At 61.8% G+C, this 23,360-nt stretch carries 21 protein-coding genes and 1 other RNA gene; 16 read left to right on the plus strand and 6 right to left on the minus strand.

What is annotated here, in order from left to right; genetic code table 11:
• Positions 1 to 470 precede the first annotated feature (470 nt).
• Entirely contained in the window at positions 471 to 1,691 is a 1,221-nt protein-coding gene (locus GNP00_RS11940) for an alanine racemase (RefSeq protein ID WP_011581362.1), read from the plus strand.
• Between the two features lie 55 nt (positions 1,692 to 1,746).
• Here the strand turns inward: GNP00_RS11940 and GNP00_RS11945 are convergent, their stop codons facing one another.
• Positions 1,747 to 2,931 (minus strand): lytic murein transglycosylase, encoded by a 1,185-nt coding sequence (locus GNP00_RS11945; RefSeq protein WP_011581361.1) that lies wholly within the window; start codon positions 2,929 to 2,931, stop codon positions 1,747 to 1,749.
• 29 nt (positions 2,932 to 2,960) lie between these two features.
• The gene (locus tag GNP00_RS11950; RefSeq protein ID WP_011581360.1) at positions 2,961 to 3,752 is read right to left on the minus strand and encodes a glycoside hydrolase family 25 protein; all 792 of its coding nucleotides are present in this window, start codon (positions 3,750 to 3,752) and stop codon (positions 2,961 to 2,963) included.
• Positions 3,753 to 3,813: 61 nt separating this feature from the next.
• Between GNP00_RS11950 and GNP00_RS11955 the strand changes: the two genes are divergently transcribed.
• Together GNP00_RS11955 and GNP00_RS11960 are read left to right on the plus strand one after the other, a co-directional pair.
• The gene (locus tag GNP00_RS11955) at positions 3,814 to 5,220 is read left to right on the plus strand and encodes a serine hydrolase domain-containing protein (protein ID WP_011581359.1); all 1,407 of its coding nucleotides are present in this window, start codon (positions 3,814 to 3,816) and stop codon (positions 5,218 to 5,220) included.
• Between the two features lie 14 nt (positions 5,221 to 5,234).
• The gene (locus GNP00_RS11960; RefSeq protein ID WP_157038070.1) at positions 5,235 to 5,396 is read left to right on the plus strand and encodes a hypothetical protein; all 162 of its coding nucleotides are present in this window, start codon (positions 5,235 to 5,237) and stop codon (positions 5,394 to 5,396) included.
• A 55-nt stretch (positions 5,397 to 5,451) separates the two neighbouring features.
• Here the strand turns inward: GNP00_RS11960 and GNP00_RS11965 are convergent, their stop codons facing one another.
• Entirely contained in the window at positions 5,452 to 5,649 is a 198-nt protein-coding gene (locus GNP00_RS11965; protein ID WP_041544717.1) for a hypothetical protein, read from the minus strand.
• 316 nt (positions 5,650 to 5,965) lie between these two features.
• Here GNP00_RS11965 and GNP00_RS11975 point away from each other — a divergent pair, with 316 nt between their 5' ends.
• Entirely contained in the window at positions 5,966 to 6,145 is a 180-nt protein-coding gene (locus GNP00_RS11975; RefSeq protein ID WP_041544715.1) for a hypothetical protein, read from the plus strand.
• Between the two features lie 26 nt (positions 6,146 to 6,171).
• Here the strand turns inward: GNP00_RS11975 and GNP00_RS11980 are convergent, their stop codons facing one another.
• From GNP00_RS11980 to GNP00_RS11990, 3 genes are all read right to left on the minus strand, one after another.
• Entirely contained in the window at positions 6,172 to 6,834 is a 663-nt protein-coding gene (locus GNP00_RS11980; protein ID WP_011581357.1) for a class I SAM-dependent methyltransferase, read from the minus strand.
• On the minus strand, positions 6,831 to 8,078 hold the full coding sequence (locus GNP00_RS11985) for a BtaA family protein (RefSeq protein ID WP_011581356.1): 1,248 nt from the start codon (positions 8,076 to 8,078) through the stop codon (positions 6,831 to 6,833). Before GNP00_RS11985 ends, GNP00_RS11980 begins: the two co-directional genes overlap by 4 nt.
• A 156-nt stretch (positions 8,079 to 8,234) precedes the next feature.
• Positions 8,235 to 11,891: a hydantoinase B/oxoprolinase family protein gene (locus GNP00_RS11990; protein ID WP_011581355.1), complete on the minus strand. Its 3,657-nt coding sequence runs from the start codon at positions 11,889 to 11,891 to the stop codon at positions 8,235 to 8,237.
• A gap of 195 nt (positions 11,892 to 12,086) precedes the next feature.
• On the opposite strand from GNP00_RS11990, the gene GNP00_RS11995 reads away from it, so the two are divergent.
• From GNP00_RS11995 to mraY, 12 genes are all read left to right on the plus strand, one after another.
• Positions 12,087 to 12,275, plus strand: a complete 189-nt coding sequence (locus GNP00_RS11995) for a hypothetical protein (protein ID WP_041544714.1) — start codon at positions 12,087 to 12,089, stop codon at positions 12,273 to 12,275.
• 227 nt (positions 12,276 to 12,502) lie between these two features.
• Complete coding sequence (locus tag GNP00_RS12000) at positions 12,503 to 13,213, plus strand: J domain-containing protein (protein ID WP_011581354.1); 711 nt, start codon at positions 12,503 to 12,505, stop codon at positions 13,211 to 13,213.
• Positions 13,210 to 13,965 carry an N-acetylmuramoyl-L-alanine amidase gene (locus tag GNP00_RS12005; protein ID WP_011581353.1) on the plus strand — a complete coding sequence of 252 codons (756 nt, stop codon included), beginning with the start codon at positions 13,210 to 13,212 and terminating at the stop codon, positions 13,963 to 13,965. The genes GNP00_RS12000 and GNP00_RS12005 overlap by 4 nt, the downstream gene beginning before the upstream one ends.
• Before the next feature lie 187 nt (positions 13,966 to 14,152).
• Positions 14,153 to 14,770 (plus strand): lytic transglycosylase domain-containing protein, encoded by a 618-nt coding sequence (locus tag GNP00_RS12010; protein ID WP_166016117.1) that lies wholly within the window; start codon positions 14,153 to 14,155, stop codon positions 14,768 to 14,770.
• A gap of 46 nt (positions 14,771 to 14,816) precedes the next feature.
• Positions 14,817 to 15,257: RNase P RNA component class A (gene rnpB, locus GNP00_RS12015), an RNA gene on the plus strand.
• 427 nt (positions 15,258 to 15,684) lie between these two features.
• On the plus strand, positions 15,685 to 16,155 hold the full coding sequence (gene mraZ, locus GNP00_RS12020) for a division/cell wall cluster transcriptional repressor MraZ (RefSeq protein WP_011581351.1): 471 nt from the start codon (positions 15,685 to 15,687) through the stop codon (positions 16,153 to 16,155).
• Positions 16,152 to 17,171 (plus strand): 16S rRNA (cytosine(1402)-N(4))-methyltransferase RsmH, encoded by a 1,020-nt coding sequence (rsmH, locus tag GNP00_RS12025; protein WP_011581350.1) that lies wholly within the window; start codon positions 16,152 to 16,154, stop codon positions 17,169 to 17,171. Before mraZ ends, rsmH begins: the two co-directional genes overlap by 4 nt.
• A gap of 7 nt (positions 17,172 to 17,178) precedes the next feature.
• Entirely contained in the window at positions 17,179 to 17,562 is a 384-nt protein-coding gene (gene ftsL / locus GNP00_RS12030; RefSeq protein WP_041545417.1) for a cell division protein FtsL, read from the plus strand.
• On the plus strand, positions 17,559 to 19,283 hold the full coding sequence (locus GNP00_RS12035) for a peptidoglycan D,D-transpeptidase FtsI family protein (RefSeq protein WP_011581348.1): 1,725 nt from the start codon (positions 17,559 to 17,561) through the stop codon (positions 19,281 to 19,283). Before ftsL ends, GNP00_RS12035 begins: the two co-directional genes overlap by 4 nt.
• A 47-nt stretch (positions 19,284 to 19,330) precedes the next feature.
• Positions 19,331 to 20,782 carry a UDP-N-acetylmuramoyl-L-alanyl-D-glutamate--2,6-diaminopimelate ligase gene (locus GNP00_RS12040; protein ID WP_011581347.1) on the plus strand — a complete coding sequence of 484 codons (1,452 nt, stop codon included), beginning with the start codon at positions 19,331 to 19,333 and terminating at the stop codon, positions 20,780 to 20,782.
• On the plus strand, positions 20,779 to 22,212 hold the full coding sequence (locus GNP00_RS12045) for a UDP-N-acetylmuramoyl-tripeptide--D-alanyl-D-alanine ligase (protein ID WP_011581346.1): 1,434 nt from the start codon (positions 20,779 to 20,781) through the stop codon (positions 22,210 to 22,212). The genes GNP00_RS12040 and GNP00_RS12045 overlap by 4 nt, the downstream gene beginning before the upstream one ends.
• Before the next feature lie 30 nt (positions 22,213 to 22,242).
• On the plus strand, positions 22,243 to 23,325 hold the full coding sequence (mraY, locus tag GNP00_RS12050; protein ID WP_011581345.1) for a phospho-N-acetylmuramoyl-pentapeptide-transferase: 1,083 nt from the start codon (positions 22,243 to 22,245) through the stop codon (positions 23,323 to 23,325).
• Positions 23,326 to 23,360 lie beyond the last annotated feature (35 nt).

Raw genomic sequence — 23,360 nt, forward strand, 5'->3', positions numbered from 1 at the left:
GCCTTCCCGTCTATTCAGCTTTGGCTCTTGCGGCTGTAGCTGCTTACGGCAGGACCCCCATGATGAGCGCTCCGATGAATGCGAAGGTCACACATATCGCAAGCGCATTCAGTGGCCGTGTCAGTCCCATAAGCAAAGCCTCCTCTGCTGACTGGAAGGCCGGATTCTAGAAATTAATGAACCGTTGCCAAGAAGATTAATTGTTGCAGTGCAGCGAAATTGTGGAATGATTTTCCAAAGACTCGCGTCTGAGGCTTGATTCGGCTGGAGAATGTTGCCCCCATCACAAAATATTTACGAGCAATATTAGGAGCGGCAATTTACCGATGTAAACATGTTGGGCGGAGATACCCAGCCCTCTTGATTGCGGCACTGGCAAGACGGGCCTTGCTTTTCCGGGTGAACTTGACGGCGGCGGTTTCCCTTGCAGCAACCGCGGACTAGTTTCTTCCAGCACCGGAGAACCCGCCATGCAGCGATTCGAGACCGCCCGCGACGTTGCGCTCAACATGCGCCCCGACGAATCCGTCTATTGCTTCCGGCCGGAGGTGCTGAAGGCGGATGCGCGCGGCTTCATGGGCCTTTTCCCCGGCAAGACCGCTTATGCCGTGAAGACCAATGGTGAGCCGCTTGTGTTGAAGACGCTGGCTGAGGCCGGCGTTACCGCCTTCGACGTGGCGTCGCCAGCGGAGTTCGCCGCCGTGCGTGCCGTCGCTCCATCAGCCGAGATGCTCTACATGCATCCCGTCAAGGCGCAGGCGGATATCCGCCTGGCGCTCGAAGGCTATGGCATCCGAAAAATCGCCGTGGATCACGAGGACGAGGTGACGAAGCTTACGCGCGTCGTGCGCGCGCTCGATATCGATCCGGGCAGGCTCACCGTCTTCGTGCGCATCCAAACCAAGGGGCAGGCGACCTATGAGCTCTCGAAGAAGTTTGGCGCGGGGCCGGCCCAAGCGGTACAGCTTCTGCAGCGTCTTCATCGCAACGGCTATAAGGTAGGCATCTGCTTTCACGTCGGCAGCCAGATCGAGGAGCCCTATGTCTATGAGCGGGCGCTCGCCTCGGCAGATTGGGTGCGGGGCAGGGCGGGCGTGCCGCTTGCGGCGCTGGATATCGGCGGCGGGTTTCCGGCTGAATACGGCCACGACCCAAATCGCCGAAAGTCCGAAATGCCTTCGCTGGAAGAGCTCATGGCGCGGGTGAGGGCCGACATTGCCGAATGGGGCTTCGATACGCTGCCGCTGGTGGCCGAGCCCGGCCGCGTGATCGTCGCACGCGCCTTCTCACTGATCGTGCGGGTGCTTCTGCGCAAGGGCAGGCGGCTCTACATCAATGACGGCATCTGGGCATCATTGTCCGATTCCTGGACGGGCAAGATAACGCTGCCCGCCCGCTTCATCCCCGACCCGGCCATTCGCTCGCGCAGCGGCAGTGCCGAGAATATCGTGCCGTTTCGTGTCTGCGGCGCGACCTGCGATTCGGTCGACATTCTCTCACGGCCCTTTTGGCTCCCCGAAACCGTCGACACGGGCGACTGGATCGAGATCGGCCATATCGGCGCCTATTCCATGGCGCTGCGGACCCGCTTTAACGGATTTTATCCCGACACCTTCGTCGAGGTGGAAAGACCATTCGACGAAGGCGCTGCTCCTGAGGGGATGGCGAGCCTGGAGACGATGGCCGACTAAGGCCGCAAGGCAGTATGCTTATGGTGCCTGGACAACCCTAGTGAGTTGTCTTTCCCTACTGTCCTAGCCCGATCAGCAGCGTCTGCGTTGGCCATCCATCAGCGGGAAGGCCCTGCCGGAGTTGCTCCTGGCGAACCGCCTCGCGCGTGTTGAAGCCTAGGATGCCATCCACCTCGCCCACGTGATAGCCGAGGGCCTGAAGCTTCTGCTGCAGGATTTTCATGTTTTCCGGCTCCAGTCCCTGCTCGGGATTGCGCGCATCGAAGGCCGGTGCGCCGGCATAGCGCGAGGCCAGATGCGCTGCCGTGAGCGTGTAGATCAGCGACTGGTTCCATTCGAGATAGATGTCGAAATTGTCGTAGGCGAGAAAGGCCGGCCCCTTGTAGCCCATGGGCAGCACCAGCCCGGCCATCAGGCCGTCCGCGGGAAGGGGGCTGCCGTCACGGCCGGTCACGCCGAGCGTTGCCCATTCGGAACGCGGGATCTTGTTGACGCGGCCTGTCTCATGCCAGTCCAGCGTTTCTGGCACGCGCACTTCGTCCAGCCACGGCTGGCCGGCCTTCCAGCCGAGTTTGGCAAGCTTATTGGCCGCCGTCAGAATCGCGTCGGCAGCACTGCCTTTCAGGTCGACGCGGCCGTCCCCGTCACCGTCGACGCCTTTCTCCAGATAGTCGCTCGGCAGCACCTGGAGCTGGCCGATTTCGCCCGCCCAGGCACCCGTGGTATCTGTGGTGACGAGACCCCGGTCGACGAGCTTCAGGAAAGCCACAAACTCGGGACGGAACAGCTCCGGCCGGCGGCAGTCGTGCGAAAGCGTCGCCAGCGCGTTCAGCGTGTTGAAATCGCCCTGAACAGCGCCGAAATCCGTCTCCAGCGCCCAGAAGGCGGCGATCACCGGCCCCGGCACGCCATATTCGCTTTCGGCGCGCTGGAACACGCTGGCATATTTTGTCAGGTTTGCCGCGCCCCGCTGCATCCGGTCGCGGCTGATCATCCGGTTCGCGAATTCGCGGAAGGTTTGCGTGAAAACCCCCTGGGAGCGATCCCGGTCGAGAACGCGCTGGTCGATTCGCGCGCGCTGAAGCGCGTCGAGACCTGCAGGGCCGACGCCCTGACTCTGCGCCTCTGCTTCGACGCCCGCGCGCCAGGCCGCAAAATCGCCGCCGCATTGCTGGGCCGCCGCCATGGAAGGCAGCGAAAGCGCAAGAACCGCTCCAAGCAGGCCATATTTCACTTGCATTCCTCTACTCCTTACTCGATCGGGCCGCTTCACCCGGCATGGGCCTTGAGCCAGCCCCTCCAGGCTGCCGCATTTCCGTGGAACACGTTGATGTCCGCGTTCCCCTTGATGCCGGGCAGCACGCCCGTTCCCGTATATTGCCAAAACACCCACGGGTGGTTTTCATATTTCTCGTCCGGATGACCGGCGACCGAGCGCAGCCAGAACGGATAGCCCTTGAAGCGCCACAGGCCGTTGTCGTCGAAGAAATCGATAGATGTGTAAATAATAGGGCGCTTGCCGTAATGCCGTTCGATTATGTCGAGGAAAACCTGCATTTCCGCGCGAACCGTCTCGGCCGGCGGCCTTAGCTTGCAAGAGGGGGAGAGATGGTTCCACTCCATGTCCAGCACGGGCGGGAGCGCCGAATTATCTCTTGGAACATGCGATATGAACCAACGCGCCTGCTCGATCGCCGGCCGGCAGAAGTAATAGAAGTGGTAGGCGCTGCGTGGAATTCCCGCCGCCCGCGCTTCCTGCCAGTTGCGGTGGAACATGTCGTCCACCCGGTCGCCGCCCTCTGTCGCCTTGATGAAGGCGAACTGAATTCCGCCCCGTCTCAGGGCGTGCCAGTCCACCACACCCTGATATTTCGAAACATCCGTGCCATGGACCGGATAATGCCAGGGCGCACGGCCATCCCACTCGTGCGGGTCGTTGTCGGCAAAGCGCAGACCGCCGGACGGCGCCGAAGCGGAGGGGGCGAGATCGGAAAAATCGTAGCTCAGGCTGGAACAGCCGGCGAGCAGAAGCGACGTCAGCAAAAATGCCATCAGGCGCATGTTAGAGAGGGCCTCCCGGTGCGCGAATCGCTATCATGATCTTTTTTTTATGGGATAGGCTATGCGGAGAACTCTTTCCATCACCAAGTGGGTTTTGAGCCTCGTCATCCTGGTTGCGGCAGTGGCAGCCCTTTGGTTCTGGTACACCCCGCCCGAACTGATCCGCGTCGGCTCCAATTATGCGGCCAAGATCATCTGTTCCAACGTTTTCCTTGCCAATCGCGATCCTTCGGCGGTGCTGGACGAAGATGTGCAGGCGCCGGGCAACCCGCTTCTCAGGCTGATGCGCGTTGAGGTCGATGCCGCCCATGCTACGGTGCGCACCGGCCTTTTCGGATCGATCGGCGATGGACTTGCTCTTTTTCGCGGGGCAACAGGATGCGCCGCCGTGCCGGACGGGGATCTGGCGGCAGCGCGCGGCATCGTCGCGGATCTGCCGACCGCCACGGGCAACGTGGAACTTTGGCCGGCGGGAGACCGTATCGAAGTCTCGGCCAACCCTGCCATGGCAGAGGTTCTCGACGATCCAGGCATGACCGGGCCGGGCATGCGCGCCATCGTGATCGTGCGCGACGGGCGGATCATCGGCGAGCGGTTCGGGCCGGGTGTGGAGGGATACGACCAGCCGCTTATCGGCTGGTCCATGACGAAAACGGTGAACGCGGCCATTGTCGGGACGCTGGCCGGGGCGGGAAGACTTTCGGTCGAGGAGGGGAACCTTCTTCCCCAATGGGCGGGTGACAGCCGGGCAGAGATAACGCTGGCTCAATTGCTCGGCATGGAGAGCGGGCTTGCCTTCAACGAGAATTACGGAAACGTCAGCGACGTCACGCGCATGCTCTTCCTGGAGCCGGACATGGCGGCCTTCGCGGCCAACCAGCCGCTGCTTTACCGGCCAGGAACGCATTTTTCCTATTCGAGCGGCGCCAGCGTGATTGTCTCTCGCATATGGCAGAACGCCTTTGAAAATCCGGAGGAGGCGTTCGCATGGCCGCGTGAGGCGCTGTTCGAACCCATCGGGATGAACACGGCCGTTTTCGAGACCGATGCGCGGGGCACCTTCGTCGGTTCCTCCTATCTCTATGCTTCCGCACGCGACTGGGCGCGCTTCGGCCAGTTGCTTCTACAGGACGGGGTCTGGAACGGCCGGCGCATCCTGCCGCAAGGCTGGGTGGAATGGATGGCCAGGCCGACGGAGGCTTCCGACGGCGATTATGGCAGGGGCGTCTGGCTGCACGGACCGCGCGTCGGGTTTTCACCCAGCCCAGACCCCGATGCCGGGTTCGACCTGCCGCAGGATACCTATTGGCTGATCGGCCATGACGGTCAGGTGATTGCGATCATTCCTTCACGGCGGCTTGTTGTCGTGCGCATGGGTCTGACACCCTCAAAGCTCGCCTATAAGCCTCAGGCGCTGGTGGAGGCAATGGTGAAGGTGCTGGATGCGGAAAGTGGCGGGGACGATTAGCGCCGCATGCTTTAATGACCGATCTCCCGAAACGGCTTACCAGTGCAACATTCCTCAAGCGGCCGCGTTGGGGAAGCATGTTTTTCTTCTTCTCAAATCGCATCGGCTGTTTAGGATCGCTCATTATCTCGGTCGTGTTGACGCTCGTGGTGCTGTCGGTGCTCGGCGTGTTCTGACCGCGCAGTTCACCTTGATGCGAGAGACTGCCTAATCCTCCGCCTCATAGCCGGATCACTTGCCGCCCTTGCTGGCGGGTTTGTGCGTGTGGTGGCGATCTCGTTCACCACCGCCGCCGGATACGCGGCTCTGGTTACGCCGGTCATCGTCTGCGCCTGGTTTGGGCACACGGAGCGGCTCTTTTGCATTTTCGTGCGCCGCGCCAGGCCCTCCTTGCCGGATGCTGGCAGGCGTCTTTTTCGAGGTGGACATCTGTCTGCTCCTCTCAGCGGTCCTGCTGATAACCTTGGTGCGTCGTATTCACCTTCGAGTTGCCCTGCTGGGCCTGCCGGTCGGGATCCGGGGCTCCGTGGGTGCCGTGCTCAGTGTCATCGGGGCGGGGAGGATTCGTGCCGCCGGGTCCTTTATGACTCTGGTTTTCCGGCGGGACAGGGGGCAGCTTGCTCGACATTGCGGTATCTCCTTTGAAAGTAAAAACCGCGTTCGGCGAGGCAATGTTCCAGGGACGGTCCCCGAGGAACCTTCCTCCTTATCGATCAGTTCGGTCGTTTCGAATGGAGGATGCACCATGCCCACAAATCCACATCCGGATGACCCGGCAGAAGGCTCGCGCGAAGTGATCGATCGCCAATTGGAACGGTCAGAACACAAGAAGGGCGAAAAAGCAGAAAAGAAGCAGGGCTCCGAAACGGATCAGAAAGGAGCCAAGCGAGGCGGCGTCGGGAGCGAGGAAGCCGGCCGCGACTAGGGGAGAGCGCTCAGCGGGCGCCGCGGTCAGGATACCTGAACGATCGCATGCACCGCATAGCCGCCGAAACGCGAATCAAAACTGAGGCTTGCGCGACGTTTTTTGCACTCCGATTCAAGTACCTCGCGCAGAGAATCGCGCGGGGTGACATGAAAGGCTTCAAGCCAGCGATGCAGGCCGTGGCGGAACCAGCCGGGCAGGCGCTCCTGCCGTCCGAAATCCACGATGTGAAGAGAACCACCCGGCTCAACGCAATCAAGGGCTGCTGAGACCGTCCGCTCCCAAGGCGGGATCATAGACAGCGCGTAAGAGAGGAAAACGCGGTCGAAGTGCTGGCGACCAAACAGTGCCCCCGCATTGAAAGCGGACGCGTCGCCCTGGGCCAGCCGCACGATATCGTGGATATGCTCGCGGTGGAGCCGCTTCTGCGCGGTTTGCAGCATCACGCTGGAAATATCGAGCCCATAGAAAAGCGCTTTCGGGTAGCGCTCCGCAGCGAGCGCCAAGTTCCGGCCCGTGCCGCAGCCCAGTTCCAGCACCGACCCGCCGCGCGGCACGCCCAAGCCCGCGATCAGGTCGTCGCGGCCGAGCAGGTAAAATTTGCGGGTGAGGTCGTAGATATGGCGCTGATGGCGATAGACGCCGTCCATCAGGCGCGCATGGGAAGGGCTGTCGGCGGCCGCGCTCATGCGTCGTTCTTCACATAAAGGTGGAAGCCGCCATAGATAGCGGAGCGGTCATGCGCGGACAGCTCGCGCGAGCGCGCGAACTTGTAGCTCCACTGGTCGAGGAGCGCATCCGAGAGGCGACCTGAAAGCAGGGTCGGCTGTGCGGCGGTGCGGAAAATGACGCGGGCACCGGGAGCGGCCGTGCGCGTGATCTCGCTCCAGAGCGTGTTGAGTTGCTGGTCGTTCATCCAGTCCTGGGCGTCCAGAAGCACAAAACGGTCGACGCTGCCTGCGGGCTTTCCCGCCAGAAGCTCCACGAAATTGGCGTGGTGAACCGAGACACGGCCAGTATTGGCGCGGATCGTCGCGAAATTCTCGCGCTTGAGATAGGCAGGCAGCTCCGCCTCGCCCTCGCGCGGATAGCGGCGGGCGAAAGCGGCCCAGGCAAAGTAGTTCTGCTTGAGCGGGAAATGGCAGGCGAGCTTTTCAAGCCGTGTGGAAAGCACCTCGGCCATGTTGCCGTCGCCAGAGCCGAGCAAGGCGTCATACTGCGCGGGAGGAATGCCCAGCCCGAAGAGCGAGGCCTTCCGCGAGGTCGCCCAGCGGATGAGCGGCTTTTCGAATAAAGGCTGCAACTGCTCGTCAAAAAAGCGGCGCTGCTCGCGCAAATTGACCGATTGCATGATTTCCGAAGGATCAACGCCGTGGAACTTTGCCACACGGTGGCCCATGGATATGAAGAAGCCGAGAAGCCCTGTCCGGTAAAAGTCGCGGCCAAAAGCGGAAATCCGCCGCCGGCCCATGAGATCGCGTCCTTCCCAATAGCGGCGGGAGGGAGCATCGAGCTTCTGCGCGATGAAACGGTCATAGGCCGGCACATTGGCGCTATGGCCGGGCTCGCCGAAGAAGCGCAGCACATCCTCGAAGTTGGGGAGCGCGGCGAAGGCGGTGAGCTTCAGCCTGTTGAGCGCCACATGAGCGGCGTTGAGGTCCACGACGTCAATATGCGCGGGCGAGCGCGTGAGATAGGCGAGCATGTTGCAGCCGCCAGAGGCGATCGTTACCACCCGGTGGCCTTCGCCCAGCTCCATGGCGGCCATATCCACTTCGGGATCTTCCCAGATCTGCGGATAGACCAGTCCGGAGAAAAGCAGCGCGAACAGCCGCTCCGAAAGCCCGTCTTTGGAAAAAAGCTTGTTCTGGTAGACGGCCTTGCCGATGCGGCGGCGGGAGGAGAAGCCGATATCGGCGGAAAGATCTGTCATCGCCTAGAGTCCCCTTGGGCATTCCCCGACCGGTTAGCGCAACTCGATGACAGGCGATTGAAGAAGATGTGACGCTGTGTGACGGCGCTGTGGATCAGCGCCGATGCTTAAGAGAGAGAGCCGGCAGCAGCCCTCATGATCGATGGGTTTGCCCTCTCAACCCTTCCCAAATCCTCCCGCGGTGGGCGTGGTGACGATCACCGCCTCGCCGGCCTCGATCTTGGTCTGGTCGCATCCCTTCAAGACTTCGATGCGGCCATCCTTGCGGCGCACCTCGGTTCGGCCCAGTTGTCCATCGCCGCCGCCATCGATGCCTCGCGGCGCAGTGGTGCGATGGGAGGAGAGGATTGCGCATTCCATATTTTCGAGGAAGCGGATCGTGCGCCTGGTTCCGTCACCCGCATTCCACTTGCCCTTGCCGCCCGAGCCGCCACGGATATGGAAGTCCTCCAGCAGAACGGGGAAGCGCAGCTCAAGGATCTCGGGGTCCGTGAGGCGGGAGTTCGTCATATGGGTGTGGACGCCCGACGTGCCGTGAAAGCCTCGGCCGTTGTTCATGCGGCCGGCGGGGGAGCCTGAGCAGATCGTCTCGTAATATTGATAGGTCTCATTGCCGAAGGTGAGATTGTTCATCGTCCCTTGGGCATTCGCAAGCGCGCCCATGGCGGCAAAAAGCGCGTTCGTGACGTGCTGCGAGGTCTCCACATTGCCCGCCACTACGGCGGCCGGATAGGAGGGGTGCAGCATGCATCCCTCGGGGATGACGATGTTTATCGGCCGCAGGCATCCGGCATTCATCGGGATCGAGCCCTCGACCATGACGCGGAATGCATAGAGCACCGCCGCGCGCGTGACCGGCTCCGGCGCGTTGAAATTGTTCTCCTCGACCTTCGAGGTGCCGGTGAAATCAACGGTTGCTTCCCGTTTCTGGCGATCCACGGTGATTTTCACCTTGATCACCTGGCCGGTGTCCGTGGGGTATTCGTAAGAAGATTCGTCCGGCAGGCGCTCCAGCACGCGGCGCACGGCTTCGGCCGCGTTGTCCTGTACATGGCCCATATAGGCCTCGACGACATCCAGCCCGAAATCTGCCACCATCTTCTTCAATTCGGCCGCGCCTTTTTCGTTGGCGGCGATCTGCGCCTTCAGGTCGGCGATGTTCTGGTGCGGGTTGCGGGCGGGGTAGGGGTGGTTCGTCAGGAGCTCGTAAAGCTCCTTCTCCCGAAACCTTCCCCGCTCCACCAGACGGAAATTGTCGAAGAGCACGCCTTCCTCGTCCACGGTCGTGGCCAGCGGCGTCATGGAGCCGGGCGCCGTACCGCCCACATCGGCGTGATGCCCGCGCGAGGCCGCCCAGAAGAGGATCTCCTTACCCTTCTCATCGAACACCGGCGTCACCACCGTAATGTCCGGCAAGTGCGTGCCGCCGTTATACGGCGCGTTGAGTGCGAAGACGTCGCCGGGATGGATATCGCCCTCGTTCAGGCGGATGATCGTTTCCACCGAACGGTCCATCGAGCCCAGATGCACCGGCATATGCGGAGCATTCGCCACCAGCGCGCCATGGCGGTCGAAGACGGCGCAGGAGAAATCAAGCCGCTCCTTGATGTTCACCGAATAGGCCGTGTTCTGCAGCGTTACGCCCATCTGCTCGGCGATGGACATAAATAGGTTGTTGAAAACCTCCAGCATCACAGGATCGGCTTCGGTGCCGATCGCGGCCTGGCGCGCCTTCTTCTCCACTCGGCGCATCAGCACATGGTTGCGCGCGGTGATTTCGGCCTGCCAGCCCGGCTCCACCACGATGGTCTGATGGTCCTCGATTATAAGCGCGGGACCCGCGACGCGATTGCCGGGCGAAAGCTGCGAACGCAGGAAGATGCCGGCATCGTGCCACGCGCCCTCGCAGAAGATCTGCCGTGTGAGATGTGGCGCCGGCGTCTCGTCGTTCAGGGGGAAAAGCTGCTCCTCGGGCGAAGCATGCCCCGTATCGACGCCTTCGACATTCACCGCTTCTACGATAAGGGGTTTATCGTCATAGACGAAGCCGAATTGCGCTTTGTGGGCTGCCTCGAAGCGCTTCCTGGCCTCCTCCAGCGACCGGTCGTCGAAGGGAATGGAGAGCGTGGTGTCGGTGCCCTCATAGCGGATTTCCAGCCGGATGCGCCACTTGGTCGAGCCGGACTCGATCCCCTGTTCCTTGAGTTCGCTGGAAACTTCGGTCTGCAGCTCCGAAATCATCGCTTCGATGTCGGACCGCGCGGCGCGAGACAGCGGCCTCAAGAGCGCTTTCTGGCGTGAGGCGGAAACGGTCGCCAGCCCAATTCCATAGGCCGAAAGTAGGCCGGAGAAGGGATGGATCAGCACGGCTTCCATGCCCAGCGCGTCCGCCACCAGGCAGGCATGCTGCCCGCCAGCCCCGCCAAAGCAGTTGAGAAGATAGCGTGTCACGTCGTAGCCACGCTGGACGGAGATCTTCTTCACCGCATTGGCCATGTTGTCCACGGCGATGGTGATGAAGCCTTCCGCCACCGCTTCCGGGCTGCGTCCCTCGCCGATCTTATCGGCAAGTTCGGAAAAGCGCCGGCGCACGATTTCCGCGTCTAGCGGAAGGTTCTGCTCAGGCCCGAAGATCGCGGGGAAGAAGTCCTGCTGGAGCTTGCCCAGCATCACATTGGCGTCGGTCACGGCAAGCGGCCCTCCGCGGCGATAGCAGGCAGGACCGGGATTGGCGCCCGCCGAATCCGGGCCGACCTTCAGCCGCCCGTCCTCGTAATGCAGGATCGAGCCGCCGCCCGCCGCCACCGTGTGGATGCGCATCATCGGCGCGCGGATGCGCACGCCCGCCACTTCCGTGTCGAAAGCCCTCTCATATTCGCCCTCGTAATGGGCGACATCTGTCGAGGTGCCGCCCATATCGAAGCCGATGACCTTATCAAAGCCGGCGATGCGCGCCGTCTCCACCATGCCGACCACGCCGCCGGCGGGGCCGGAAAGGATCGCATCCTTGCCCTGGAACATGTTTGCGGCGGTCAGCCCACCCGAGGACATCATGAATTTGAGGCGGGGAGTGTGCGGCTGGCCGATCTCCCCCACGAGGGGGGATAGGGGACCCATTCCCAACTCTCCTCCCACCAGCCGCACATAGCGGGCGAGGATCGGCGAGAGATAGGCATCCACGACAGTCGTGTCGCCGCGCCCGACAAGCTTGATCAGCGGCGAGGTCTCATGGCTGACGGAGATCTGCGTGAAGCCCAGATCGCGTGCAAGCTCCGCTGCCTTCTGCTCATGTGCGGGGTATTTCCAGGCATGCATGAAGACGATCGCCACCGCCGCAATGCCCTCGCGCCGTGCCTGCTCCATCTGGTGCCGCACGGATTCCAGGTCGAGCTCCGTCTCAACGAGGCCGTCCACGCGCACGCGCTCCGGCACCTCGACAACCCGTTCATAAAGCTGCTCGGGCAGGATGATCTCCTTGGCGAAGATGTCCGGCCGCGCCTGGTAGGCGATACGCAACGCATCGCGAAAGCCCCTGGTGATCAGGAGAAGCACGCGGTCGCCCTTCCGCTCCAGGAGAGCATTGGTGGCGACAGTGGTGCCCATCTTCACTTCGCCGATCCTGTCGGAGGGGATACGTCCGTGCGGCGGCAGGCCCAGCAGTTCGCGTATGCCCTGGATGCCGGCATCGCGATAGGCTTCTGGAATTTCCGACAAGAGCTTCCGTTGGTAAAGGCTACCGTCGGGATCCCGGCCGATTACATCGGTGAAAGTGCCTCCACGATCGATCCAAAAGTCCCATTTTCCGGCAGCCATTCATTCTCTCCAAACGACGACACGAGGCAAACAGCAATATGTCGCTCGGAACGTCAACACCCAGTGCAGCAGCCGCCTCGGCGGTCGGGAACCATAACAGACTGTCATCGAATGTGAGGAAACCGCGCTGGTTTCCGCGCATTTCCGAAGCGGCTGCCCAAAGATTGGGCTGCATTGGCAAGGGAGACATATTCCATGAAGAAGATCCTGACCGGTCTGGTTTGCGGCGCTGCCCTGCTGGGCTTGGCCGCTTGTGGCGATTCCGACAACACCACCACGCAGAGCGTGGAGCCGGATGGAACGCAGACCTCGCCCACCACGCCTCCGGCAGCTACGCCTCCGGCCGACACCGGTGGCACGACGGGCGGCGATACGGCGCAGTAAGAAACGGAAAGTGCCTGAAGCTCCCGGTATCTCGCCGGCGGAAAATCCTTGAGTTATGCTCGGATGGCTTCAGGAAAGAGCAGAAGGGCCGGATATCCGGCCCTTCTCTTCAAGGAAAGGTCGATACCACGTCCCCGCGCAAGAGAACTGAATTTTCCGCACCGGCCCGAGTGCGACGAAAAGCTGCCTCGAAATCAGCCTCAAATGACCTTAGAAGTGCGGATCAGATGTCTATGCTCCGCCGCATTTCCGAATATGTCGCATCCGCCTCGAGCGGCGCGCTTTCAGCTATCATCGAGGCTGTCCGCACGATTTTGCAGGGAGATCCGGAGCTGCGCAGGCGCGTGGCATTCTCCATCGCGATGATCGCCCTTTCCGCCAAGATGGCCAAGGCAGACGGTGTTGTGACCCCTAACGAGGTGCACGCCTTCCATGACATCTTTTCCTTTCCTCGTCATGAAATGCACAATGTCACGCGCCTCTATGATCTCGCCAAGCAGGATGTGGCGGGATTCGAGGCCTATGCGAGGCAGATGGCGGGTCTCTGCGGGTCGGGCTCGGCGGATTGCCCGATGCTGGAAGACATCCTCGACGGGCTTTTTCACATCGCCAAGGCGGATGGCGTTTTGCATGAGCGCGAGAACAGCTTTCTCGCGCGGGTGGCTGACATTTTTTCCATCAGCGAGAGCCATTACGCCCGTATCCGTGCGCGCCATGTCCTGGGAGACAGGGCGGATCCTTACGTCCTGCTGGGGGTGAGCCCCGACATGCCGTTCCCCGAAATCAAACGGCGTTATCGCGAGTTGGTGATGGAAAGCCACCCGGACAGGCTGGTTGCACGCGGAGTGCCCATGGAGTTCCTGGCCATTGCTAATGCCCGGCTTGCGGCGATCAATGCCGCTTTCGAGCAGATCGAGAAGAGCTGGCTACCGGTATGACCGGTTTTCCGCCCGATTTTCCCGAGGCGGCGGTGCGGCCCTCTCCAAATTTCGGCGAGAGGCGAAAGGGGCGCAAGCCCGATGCTATCATCTTGCACTACACCGGAATGACGAGCGGCCAGGCGGCGGAGGATTGGCTTTGCAATCCGACCAGCGAAGTTTCTTCGCATTATCTGGCGCACGAGGATGGGCGCGTGGTCCAGATGGTTCCCGAAGCAGCGCGCGCCTGGCATGCGGGCAGGGGCAGCTGGAAGGGCGAGGACGACGTCAATTCGTTCTCCATCGGAGTGGAGATCGTCAATCCGGGTCACCAGTTCGGCTATCGCGACTTTCCCTCTGTCCAGATCGACGCCGTGGCCGCTCTTTGCCTGGATATCTGCCGCCGGAACGCAATTCTGCCACAAAGGGTGCTCGCCCATTCCGACACCGCACCCGGCCGCAAGGTCGATCCGGGCGAAAAATTTCCATGGAAGCGACTCGCCGAGATGGGCGTTGGCCATTACGTCGATCCGGAGCGGGTCACCGGCGGCGAGGTGCTTGCGCCCGGTGATCGGGGCTCTGCGGTCGCGGGGCTACAACGCCGCTTGGCTGAATATGGCTACGGAATTGAAAAAACGGGCGTTTTCGATGCCGAAACCGAAACGGTCGTTGCTGCGTTCCAGCGGCATTTCCGCCCTTCAGCCGTCAATGGCATTGCCGATTCTTCGACATGCTCGACACTCGAAAAGCTGATTTTGGCCCTGCCGAAATAGATGAATTAAGCGGCCTTTTCGTCGAGATATTACAACCTGTATTGTTTTTTTATCAAGTCAGCCCTTTTTGGTTCATCTTCCACCTTAAAACCGAGCCTCATCGGTGGCGGGCGGTATCACTCCGACCGACAAAAGAGAAACCAAGAAACGCAGTTGTCGAAACAGCGGCGATAAAAAACGGGTAACTATGAAAATCAGGGTCTTTATTGCGACAGCAATCGCTGTCGGGGCGATGACTATTGTCTCGAGTGCAAAGGATGCTTCTCCTAGGGAAAGTTTAGCGACGGCAAATGCAGAAGCTGCTCCTAGCACTCTGTCGCAAGCAATGAAGCGGGCGCAGGCCAAAAGCGCCGGGGGCGGTCAAGAGAAGGCGTTGGACGAGACGATCACTGCTTCCACGCGGGTGCCGAAGCAGCCCGCGAAACAGGATGGGCGCCCCTTTCACTCGATAATCTCCCGCTATGCGGCTCAATATGGCGTGCCTGTTTCGCTCGCCCACGCGGTGGTATCGCTGGAAAGCAGCTATCGCCCCACTGTCAGGGGAAGAGCGGGCGAAATCGGCCTGATGCAGATCAAGCCGGCAACCGCGCGAATGATGGGCTATACCGGTTCCGCAAAGGGCCTTTACGAGCCCGAAACCAACATCAAGTACGGCATGAAATATCTGGGTAAGGCATTTGAACTGGGGGGCGGTAAAACCTGTTCCGTCATCTTGAAATACAATGCCGGCCATGCGGCAAAGCGCATGAACCCCGTTTCCTCTGCTTATTGCGCAAAGGTTAAGCGCCTGATTGGCGGGAAATAAGCAAAGCCCATTGCCTTTTGCCTTCGGAATGCCTTTATACGCACTACCAGCCGGTCGGACGGCCGCACGCGCAAGCGCCGAAAGGCCGCGCGTGAGGAAAGTCCGGGCTCCACGGAAATACGGTGCCGGGTAACACCCGGCGGGGGTAACCCTAGGGAAAGTGCCACAGAAAGCAGACCGCCCCGCCGGTAAATCGGCCTTTGAAGCCGGCCTCGGTTCGAAGGCCGATTTACAGGCGGGGTAAGGGTGAAAGGGTGGGGTAAGGGCCCACCGCGTTTCTGGCAACAGGAACGGCACGGTAAACCCCACCGGGAGCAAGACCGAATAGGAACGGCGCGAAGGGCAACCTTCAGGGCATTTCCGGCCCGGCCGTTCGGGTAGGTTGCTTGAGGCCGGCGGCGACGCCGGTCCCAGAGGAATGGCCGTCACGTCGCGCCGTCTCGGCGGCGCGGCCATACAGAACCCGGCTTACAGACCGGCTGGTATTTATTCATTTCAGTTATTTGCAGATCTTTCCTCCGGCGGGGATACATATTCTTCCCGCGTTCGAATATCGCTCGAGCGCCCGCGATTGGGCAGGTCTGCCGCCAGGCGACGCCCCCCTCCGTCCGTTCTCCTAACCCTTTGTTAGCGTTAACGCCGCATAATCAGGCCTCGTTGTGAAGCCCGGAGAGCTCGGTTTCCGGGCGCCTATTGTGGGGCTTGTTCCCGTTGACGCCCATGATGTCCCATGCTATCCCATGACTTCATCAGTTTTCGTTTCAGTCAGGCGTCGAGGGGTGTTCTGCCCGCGGTTTGGGCGGGTGCGGGTGTGCATTTGCGCGTGAGGGCGCGCAGATCGCTTGAGGAGCCGCAATTTCCTGCGGTCGGAGCAATGCAGAGGGGCAGGACGTCGCCAGTCGCCGTCATAGGATATGGACCGGTTTTTATCGAGCGCCGTCAACAAGATCGACACGAAGGGTCGGGTTTCCGTTCCGGCGCATTTCCGGTCCGTGGTGCAAAGGCGCGGCTTTGCCGAACTCTACGCGTTGCGTGCCCTGGACGTTCCGGCAATGGATGTCGGCGGGCCGGATCTGCTCGACCGGTACGAGCAGCGCATTGCGCTGGAGGATCCGTTTCTGCAAACGGCGGACGACATGTCCTTTTTCGTGCATGGGGATGGCAGCTTCCTGAAGCTGGATCAGGACGGGCGGATCAGCATTACGGATTTCATCCGGGAGCACACAGGCATCGCCACGGAGGTGGCGTTTGTGGGGCGCGGATTGTTCTTCCAGATGTGGGAGCCGGAGCGGCTCAAGGCTCATGCCGCGGCCGTGCGGTCGAGGCTTCTCAAGCTGCGGCAGCAGGCATCAGAGGCGCGGGCTGCGGCCCTGCCGGAAACATGACGGGCTCTGGCGGATATGGCGCTGGCGCCGTGCCGGCTCCTCATCTTCCGGTTCTTCTGGCGGAGGTGCTGGAAGCGCTTGAGCCCGCACGGGGCAAGCTGATCCTCGACGGCACGTTCGGCGCGGGCGGTTACACCCGCGCATTGCTGGAAGCAGGAGCCGACGTGATCGCGATCGACCAGGATCCCGACGCGATTGCCGGCGGCAAACCACTTGCCCAGGAGTTCGCCCCAAGGCTGCGGTTGGAGCGCGGGCGTTTTTCCGAGATGGAGGAGATTGCCGGAGAGATGCTCGACGGCATTGTGCTCGATGTCGGGGTCTCGTCCATGCAGCTCGATCAGGCCGAGCGCGGCTTCTCTTTTCGCAGGGAAGGGCCGCTCGACATGCGTATGGGCCAGGAGGGAACAAGCGCGGCCGACGTGGTCAATAAATTCAAGGCGGGCGATCTGGCCCGCATCTTCGGCCTTTTGGGCGAGGAGCGTCACGCAGGCCGCATTGCCCGCGCCATTGAAAAGGGCCGCGCCGAAAAACCGTTTCGGACGACGGGCGATCTGGCGGAGCTGGTTGAGCGTGTCATCGGCCATAGGCCGACTGACAAAATTCACCCGGCGACGCGCGTCTTTCAGGGATTGCGCATCTTCGTCAATGACGAATTGGGCGAACTCGCCCGCGCGCTCTTCGCCGCCGAGCGGCTTTTGAAGCCGGGCGGCATTCTCGCCGTGGTCACTTTCCACTCTCTTGAAGACAGAATCGTGAAGCGCTTTTTGCAGGCCAGATCGGGACCGCAGGCACAATCGCGGCATCTGCCGGAAAAAGCCGCGGCGCAGCCGGTATTCGAGAAGCCGATGAAGCCAGTCTCTCCCGGCGAGGCGGAGACGGCGGAAAACCCTCGCGCCCGCTCTGCGCACCTGAGGGCGGCGCGGCGCACGGCTCATCCGGCTGGCGTCCAGGATTTCAAACTGTTCGGTGTTCCTGCGCTGTTCGTCACTGAACAGCTCGGCGAGAAAGCAAGGTAGGCGCATGTTGTTTCGGACCAGCGACGTCGTCCTGATTGCGGTGATGCTCTCGGCAGCCGCGTTCACCTACAAGACCAAGCATGACGCGGAAGCCATGATGGACCGCATCGGCAAGCTGGAAACGAACATTCAGCTCGAGAAGGATTCGATCGACATTCTCAAAGCCGATTGGAGCCTGTTCACCCAGCCCGGGCGTCTGCAGAAGCTGGCTGAAGCATACCAGACCGAACTCGGGCTTCAGGTGACGCAGGCGCAGCAGATCGTCGATTTCTCGGCGCTCGGGAGCATTCCCTTCCCGGTCGACAAAGTGGGCGATCTGATCGCTGAACTTGGTGTTGCCGATCCCGCGCAAGAAATCGATCCCACCGCAACCGGCGGAGTACGCCCATGAAGCTTCTTCCCTGGCGTTTCAAGCGCTCCGCGCCGACTGCGGAGCAAGCTTCGATCGTGCTGCAGGGGCGGCGAAAGGCGACGTCCGGCCGGGCGCAGAGCCGCATTGTCCTGGCGATGGCCATGATCCTCGGCATTTACGGTGCGATCGGCGCCAGGCTTGTGCATCTGGGGCTGATTGAGGAGGCACCCGTCAACCTGCCGCAAACAAGACCCACTGCCTCGCGGCCCGATCTGCTCGACCGGAACGGCGAAGTGCTCGCCACCGACATCAAGACATCTTCGCTCTTCGCGGAGCCTCGCCACATCATCGATATCGATGAGGTGATCGAGAAGCTGCAAAAGGTGCTGCCGGACCTCGACTATGAGCAGACCTACCGCAGGCTCGACAGCGATGCCGGCTTCGTCTGGCTGCGCCGGCAGCTTTCGCCGCGTCAGCAGAGCGATATCCTGGCGCTGGGTATCCCCGGCCTCGGTTTTCGCACCGAGAAGACCCGCTTTTATCCCGGCGGCGCGACCGCTTCGCACATCCTGGGGCTGGTCAACATCGATAACAAGGGCATCGCCGGCATGGAGCAATATGTCGACGATCAGGGCCTGGCGGATCTTCAGGCCTTGGGCCTCGCCGGACCGGACACGCTCGAACCCGTTCGCCTCTCCATTGATCTGAGAGCGCAATACATCCTTCACGACGAGCTCTCCCAGGCCATGGACCGCTATCACGCGATCGCGGCGGGCGGCGCAATCCTCAATGCGCGCACCGGCGAGGTGGTGGCGATGGTCTCGCTCCCGGACTACGATCCCAACAATCCCTATAACGCGCTTGAGAAGGACCGGATCAACCGCATGACGGCGGGCGTGTTCGAAATGGGGTCCACGTTCAAGCTCTTCACGACGGCCATGGCGCTCGATTCCGGGCATGTCAAAATGACCGACCGTTTCGACGCGTCGCGTCCGCTGCGCCTCGGCGGTTTCACCATCAATGACTTTCACGGCAAAGGGCGTGTGCTGTCTGTGCCGGAGGTGTTCATCTATTCCTCCAATATCGGCACGGCGAAGATGGCCGATGTGGTCGGCATTGAAGGGCACCGCGCATTTCTCAAGAAGGTCGGCCTTCTCGACAAGATGAAGACCGAGCTGCCCGAGGTTGCTCAGCCGACCGAGCCCAAGGTGTGGAAGAAAATCAATTCCGTGACCATTTCCTTCGGCCACGGTGTGGCCACCACGCCGCTTCAGACGGCGGTTTCCGCGGTCGCCATGGTCAATGGCGGCAAGCTCATTCCGCCCACCTTCCTGCCGCGCACCGAGGAAGAAGCGCAGGCCGTCGCCACCCAGGTGATCTCGCCGGAAACCAGCGCCCAGATCCGTTACCTCTTCCGCCTCAACGTGCAGAAGGGAACGGGCGGCTCCGGTTCGCGCGCCGATGTGCCCGGCTTTTATGTGGGCGGCAAGACCGGCACCGCGGAGAAGGTGGTCAACGGCCGTTACTCAAACGACAAGCGCTTCAACGCCTTCCTCGCGGCCTATCCGATCAACGATCCGGAATATGTCGTTGTGGTCATTTTGGACGAACCGAAGGGCGAAAAACCCGGCATGTCCGCCACATCCGGCCTCAATGCCGCACCAGTTGTGGGGAATGTTATCCGGCGTACCGCGCCGCTACTTGGCGTGGAGCCGGATTTCAGCCATGAAAGTGACGCTTTGCTGGTCTCCTACCGGTGATTCCGGACACAACGAGCGGAACGGACCGCAGAGAGTACTGGGATGCGATGAAGCTGGGCGAATTTGCCGATATCCTGCCGCTGAGCGGATCCATAGCGGGTGAAACGACGATCTCCGGTCTTGCATCGGATTCCCGGCGGGTGAACGCCGGGGATCTTTTCTTTGCGTTGCAAGGCTCAAAAGCCGACGGCGCCGCCTATGCGGCTGATGCCGCGGGCCGGGGCGCCGTGGCCATCATCGCCAGGCCGGGGACGGTTGGCGATGTCGGGGTGCCCGTCATCGAAGCCGATGATCCCCGACATGTGCTGGCGCTTGCTTCAGCCCGGCTCTATGGCGCTCAGCCTGCCACTATGGTCGCAGTGACCGGAACCAGCGGGAAAACCTCGGTCGCCGCCTTCACGCGCCAGATCTGGGAGAAGGCGGGCCTTGCCGCCGCCTCGATCGGAACCACCGGTGTCGTGGCCCCCGGCCGCGATGAATATGGCGAGCTTACAACGCCCGATCCGGTCTCCCTTCACAAGCTCCTGCGCGAGCTTGCGGATGCGGGTGTCACCCACGCCTCCATGGAGGCTTCGAGCCACGGGCTCGACCAGCGCCGGCTCGACGGTGTGAAGCTTGCCGCGGGCGGCTTCACCAATCTGGGCAGAGACCATATGGATTACCATCCAACGGTCGAGCACTATCATCAGTCTAAGATGCGGCTGTTCAAAACGCTGCTGCCAAAGGGCGCTCCTGCGGTCATCTTCGCCGACGATCCGTGGTCGGAACCTACGGAAAAGGTCGCTCTTGCGGCGGGCCTCCAACTTCTCACCGTCGGCCGCAGGGGAACCTTCCTGACGATCAAGCGCGTAGAGCACGAGCGTCACCGGCAAAGGACGGAGATTGAACACGAGGGCATGATCTATGACATCATGCTGCCGCTCGCCGGCGATTTCCAGGTCGGCAACGCGCTCGTGGCGGCGGGGCTCGCCATCTCCACGGGTCTTCCCGCCGACAAGGCCGTTGCGGCGCTGGAGCACCTGAAAGGTGCTTCCGGGCGGCTGGAACTCACCGGCACAACGGAAGACGGCGCGCAGATCTATGTGGATTACGCGCACAAGCCCGACGCGCTTGAGAATGTGCTCCAGGCGGTGCGGCCCTTCACGACCGGCCGCGTCATCGTCGTTTTCGGCTGCGGCGGCGACCGCGATCCCGGAAAGCGGCCAATCATGGGGGAAATCGCGCGTCGGCTTGCGGATGTGGTGATCGTGACCGACGATAACCCGCGCTCGGAAGTACCCGCGGAGATCCGCAGGGCGATCCTGGAGGCGGTGCCGGAGGCAACCGAAATCGGCGACCGGCGCGAGGCCATACGGACCGCTGTCGCGATGCTTAACTCAGGCGATACATTAATTGTCGCGGGCAAGGGCCATGAAATCGGCCAGGAAATCGCGGGCACAAAACTCCCGTTTTCCGATCACGAGGAGGTGCGGCGGGCGCTGAAGGAGAGGACTGCGTGACGCTTCTATGGACTTCGGACGACCTTGTGGCGGCTGTCGGCGGCCGCCCCTTCGGGGCGCTGCCCGAAGGCGTGACGGGCATTTCCATCGACAGCAGAACCCTCCAGCGTGGCGAAGCCTTTTTTGCCATCAAGGGTGACCGTTTCGACGGGCACGACTTTGCCACCCTGGCCATGGCCGCCGGCGCCGGCCTGCTCGTCATTTCGGAGGAAAAGCTTCCGGCGCTGGGGCGGCTTACCGTGCCGAAGGTCGTGGTTCCCGATGTGCTGAAGGCGCTGCGCGACCTTGCCGCCGCCGCCCGCGCGCGCAGCCGGGGCAAGGTGATCGCCGTCACCGGTTCAGCGGGCAAGACCACCACCAAGGAGATGCTGCGCCACGCTCTCTCGAGCGTGGGGACGGTGCATGCCGCCGCCCGCTCCTTCAACAATCATTGGGGTGTGCCCCTCTCGCTCGCCCGTCTGCCTGCCGGTGCAGATTTCGCCATTTTCGAGATCGGGATGAACCATGCCGGGGAGATCGAGCCGCTGACGCAGCTCGTAAAACCCCATATAGCGATCGTTACGTTGATTGCGGCCGCGCATCTCGGCCATTTTAAAAGCCTGGACGAGATCGCCGAGGCCAAGGGCGAGATCTTTGCCGGCGTGGTCCCCGGTGGCCACGCGATCATCAACCGGGACGACCAGCGCTTCAAACTTCTTGCCGATATGGCGGCCGAAGCGGGTATCAGGAATGTCTGGGGCTTCGGCGAGAATGTGCGTTCCCATTTCCGCCTGGCCCAGCAAGAGCCCCAGGGCGATCATTCGGTGGTCACGATAAAGGTCGCCGGTCAGGAGCTCATCGGCCGGATCGGCGCGCCCGGGCGGCACATGGTGCAGAATGCTCTCTCGGTGATCGGCGCGGGATATCTCGCCGGCGCGGACGTGTCGAAGCTTCTTGCCGCGCTCGGCGATTTCTCTGCCGAGGCGGGAAGGGGCAAGCTCCATCATCTGGGGATCGGCGAGGGCATGTTCACCCTCATCGATGAAAGCTACAACGCCAATCCCGCCTCCATGAAGGCAGCCTTGCAGGTGCTCGACAGCTCGCCCGTTTCGAACGGGGGGCGCCGCATCGCCGTGCTTGGCGATATGCTTGAGCTGGGCGTCCATTCGGAAAAGCTGCACGCGGCGCTTGGCGATATCATCGCCGGAACCAAGACGGATATCCTCCTTCTGGCAGGGACGGAGATGAAGGCGCTTGCGGACAATGCGCCGCCCGGCCGCCTCGTAGAGTACCGGCCGACAGTGGAGGAATTGCAGCCGCTTCTCCTTGAGCTGCTGCAGCCCGGAGATGCGATCATGGTGAAGTCGTCGAACGGCATCGGCCTGTCCAGGCTGGTCGACGTACTTTTGAAGAATTATCCGGCGGCGGTCGATGAACCGGGCCGGGTTTGATAGCGCGGACAGGCGCGGGGGCTGTTTTCGATGTTGATGCTGCTGGTTGCACTCGCCGATGAATTCTCGGTGCTAAATGTTTTTCGCTACATAACCTTTCGCACCGGAGGCGCGCTGATAACGGCTGCATTCATCGTCTTCCTCTTCGGGCCAGCGATCATCAGCTCGCTGCGGCTTCGCCAGGGCAAAGGCCAGCCGATCCGGGCTGACGGGCCGCAGACCCATTTCAAGAAGGCCGGCACGCCCACGATGGGCGGACTGATGATCTTTTCCGGTATCCTGGGCTCATCCATTCTGTGGGGCAATCTGTCCAGCGTTTACGTCTGGGTGGTGCTGATGGTCATGGTCGGTTTCGGCGCCATCGGCTTCTACGACGATTATCTGAAGGTCACGAAGCAGTCGCATCTGGGCTTTTCCGGGAAATCCCGTCTGGCGCTCGAATTCGTGATAGCGGGCTTTGCCGCCTGGATCATCATGAGCGCGGGGCAGGAGCCGTTCTCCTCCTCGCTCACTTTCCCATTCTTCAAGGAACTGCTGCTCAATCTCGGAATCTTCTTCATCCCCTTCGCCGCCTTCGTGATCGTCGGCGCAGGCAACGCGGTCAATCTCACCGACGGCCTTGACGGGCTCGCCACGGTGCCGGTGATGGTGGCGGCCGCCTCCTTCGGCGTGATCGCCTATCTGTCGGGAAATGCGATCTTCGCGGATTACCTGCAGATCCATTTCGTGCCGGGAACGGGCGAACTCTCGGTCATCCTTGGCGCGGTGATCGGCGCCGGGCTCGGCTTCCTCTGGTTCAACGCGCCGCCGGCGGCGATCTTCATGGGCGATACCGGTTCGCTGGCGCTCGGCGGGCTTATCGGCACCGTGGCGGTAGCGACCAAACACGAGATTGTGCTTGCCATTATCGGTGGCCTTTTCGTGATCGAGATTCTGTCCGTCATCATCCAGGTCGCCGTCTTCAAGATGACCGGCAAGCGCGTCTTCCTCATGGCGCCGATCCACCATCACTTCGAAAAGCTCGGCTGGACGGAGAGCCAGGTCGTGATCCGGTTCTGGATCATTGCCGTCGTCCTGGCGCTGATCGGGCTTTCAACGCTGAAGCTGCGGTAGGGGGTGGGAATGGTCCGGCTGTGTATCCAGGTGGG

Source organism: Chelativorans multitrophicus, assembly GCF_011317445.1.
Taxonomy (GTDB): Bacteria; Pseudomonadota; Alphaproteobacteria; order Rhizobiales; family Rhizobiaceae; genus Chelativorans; species Chelativorans multitrophicus.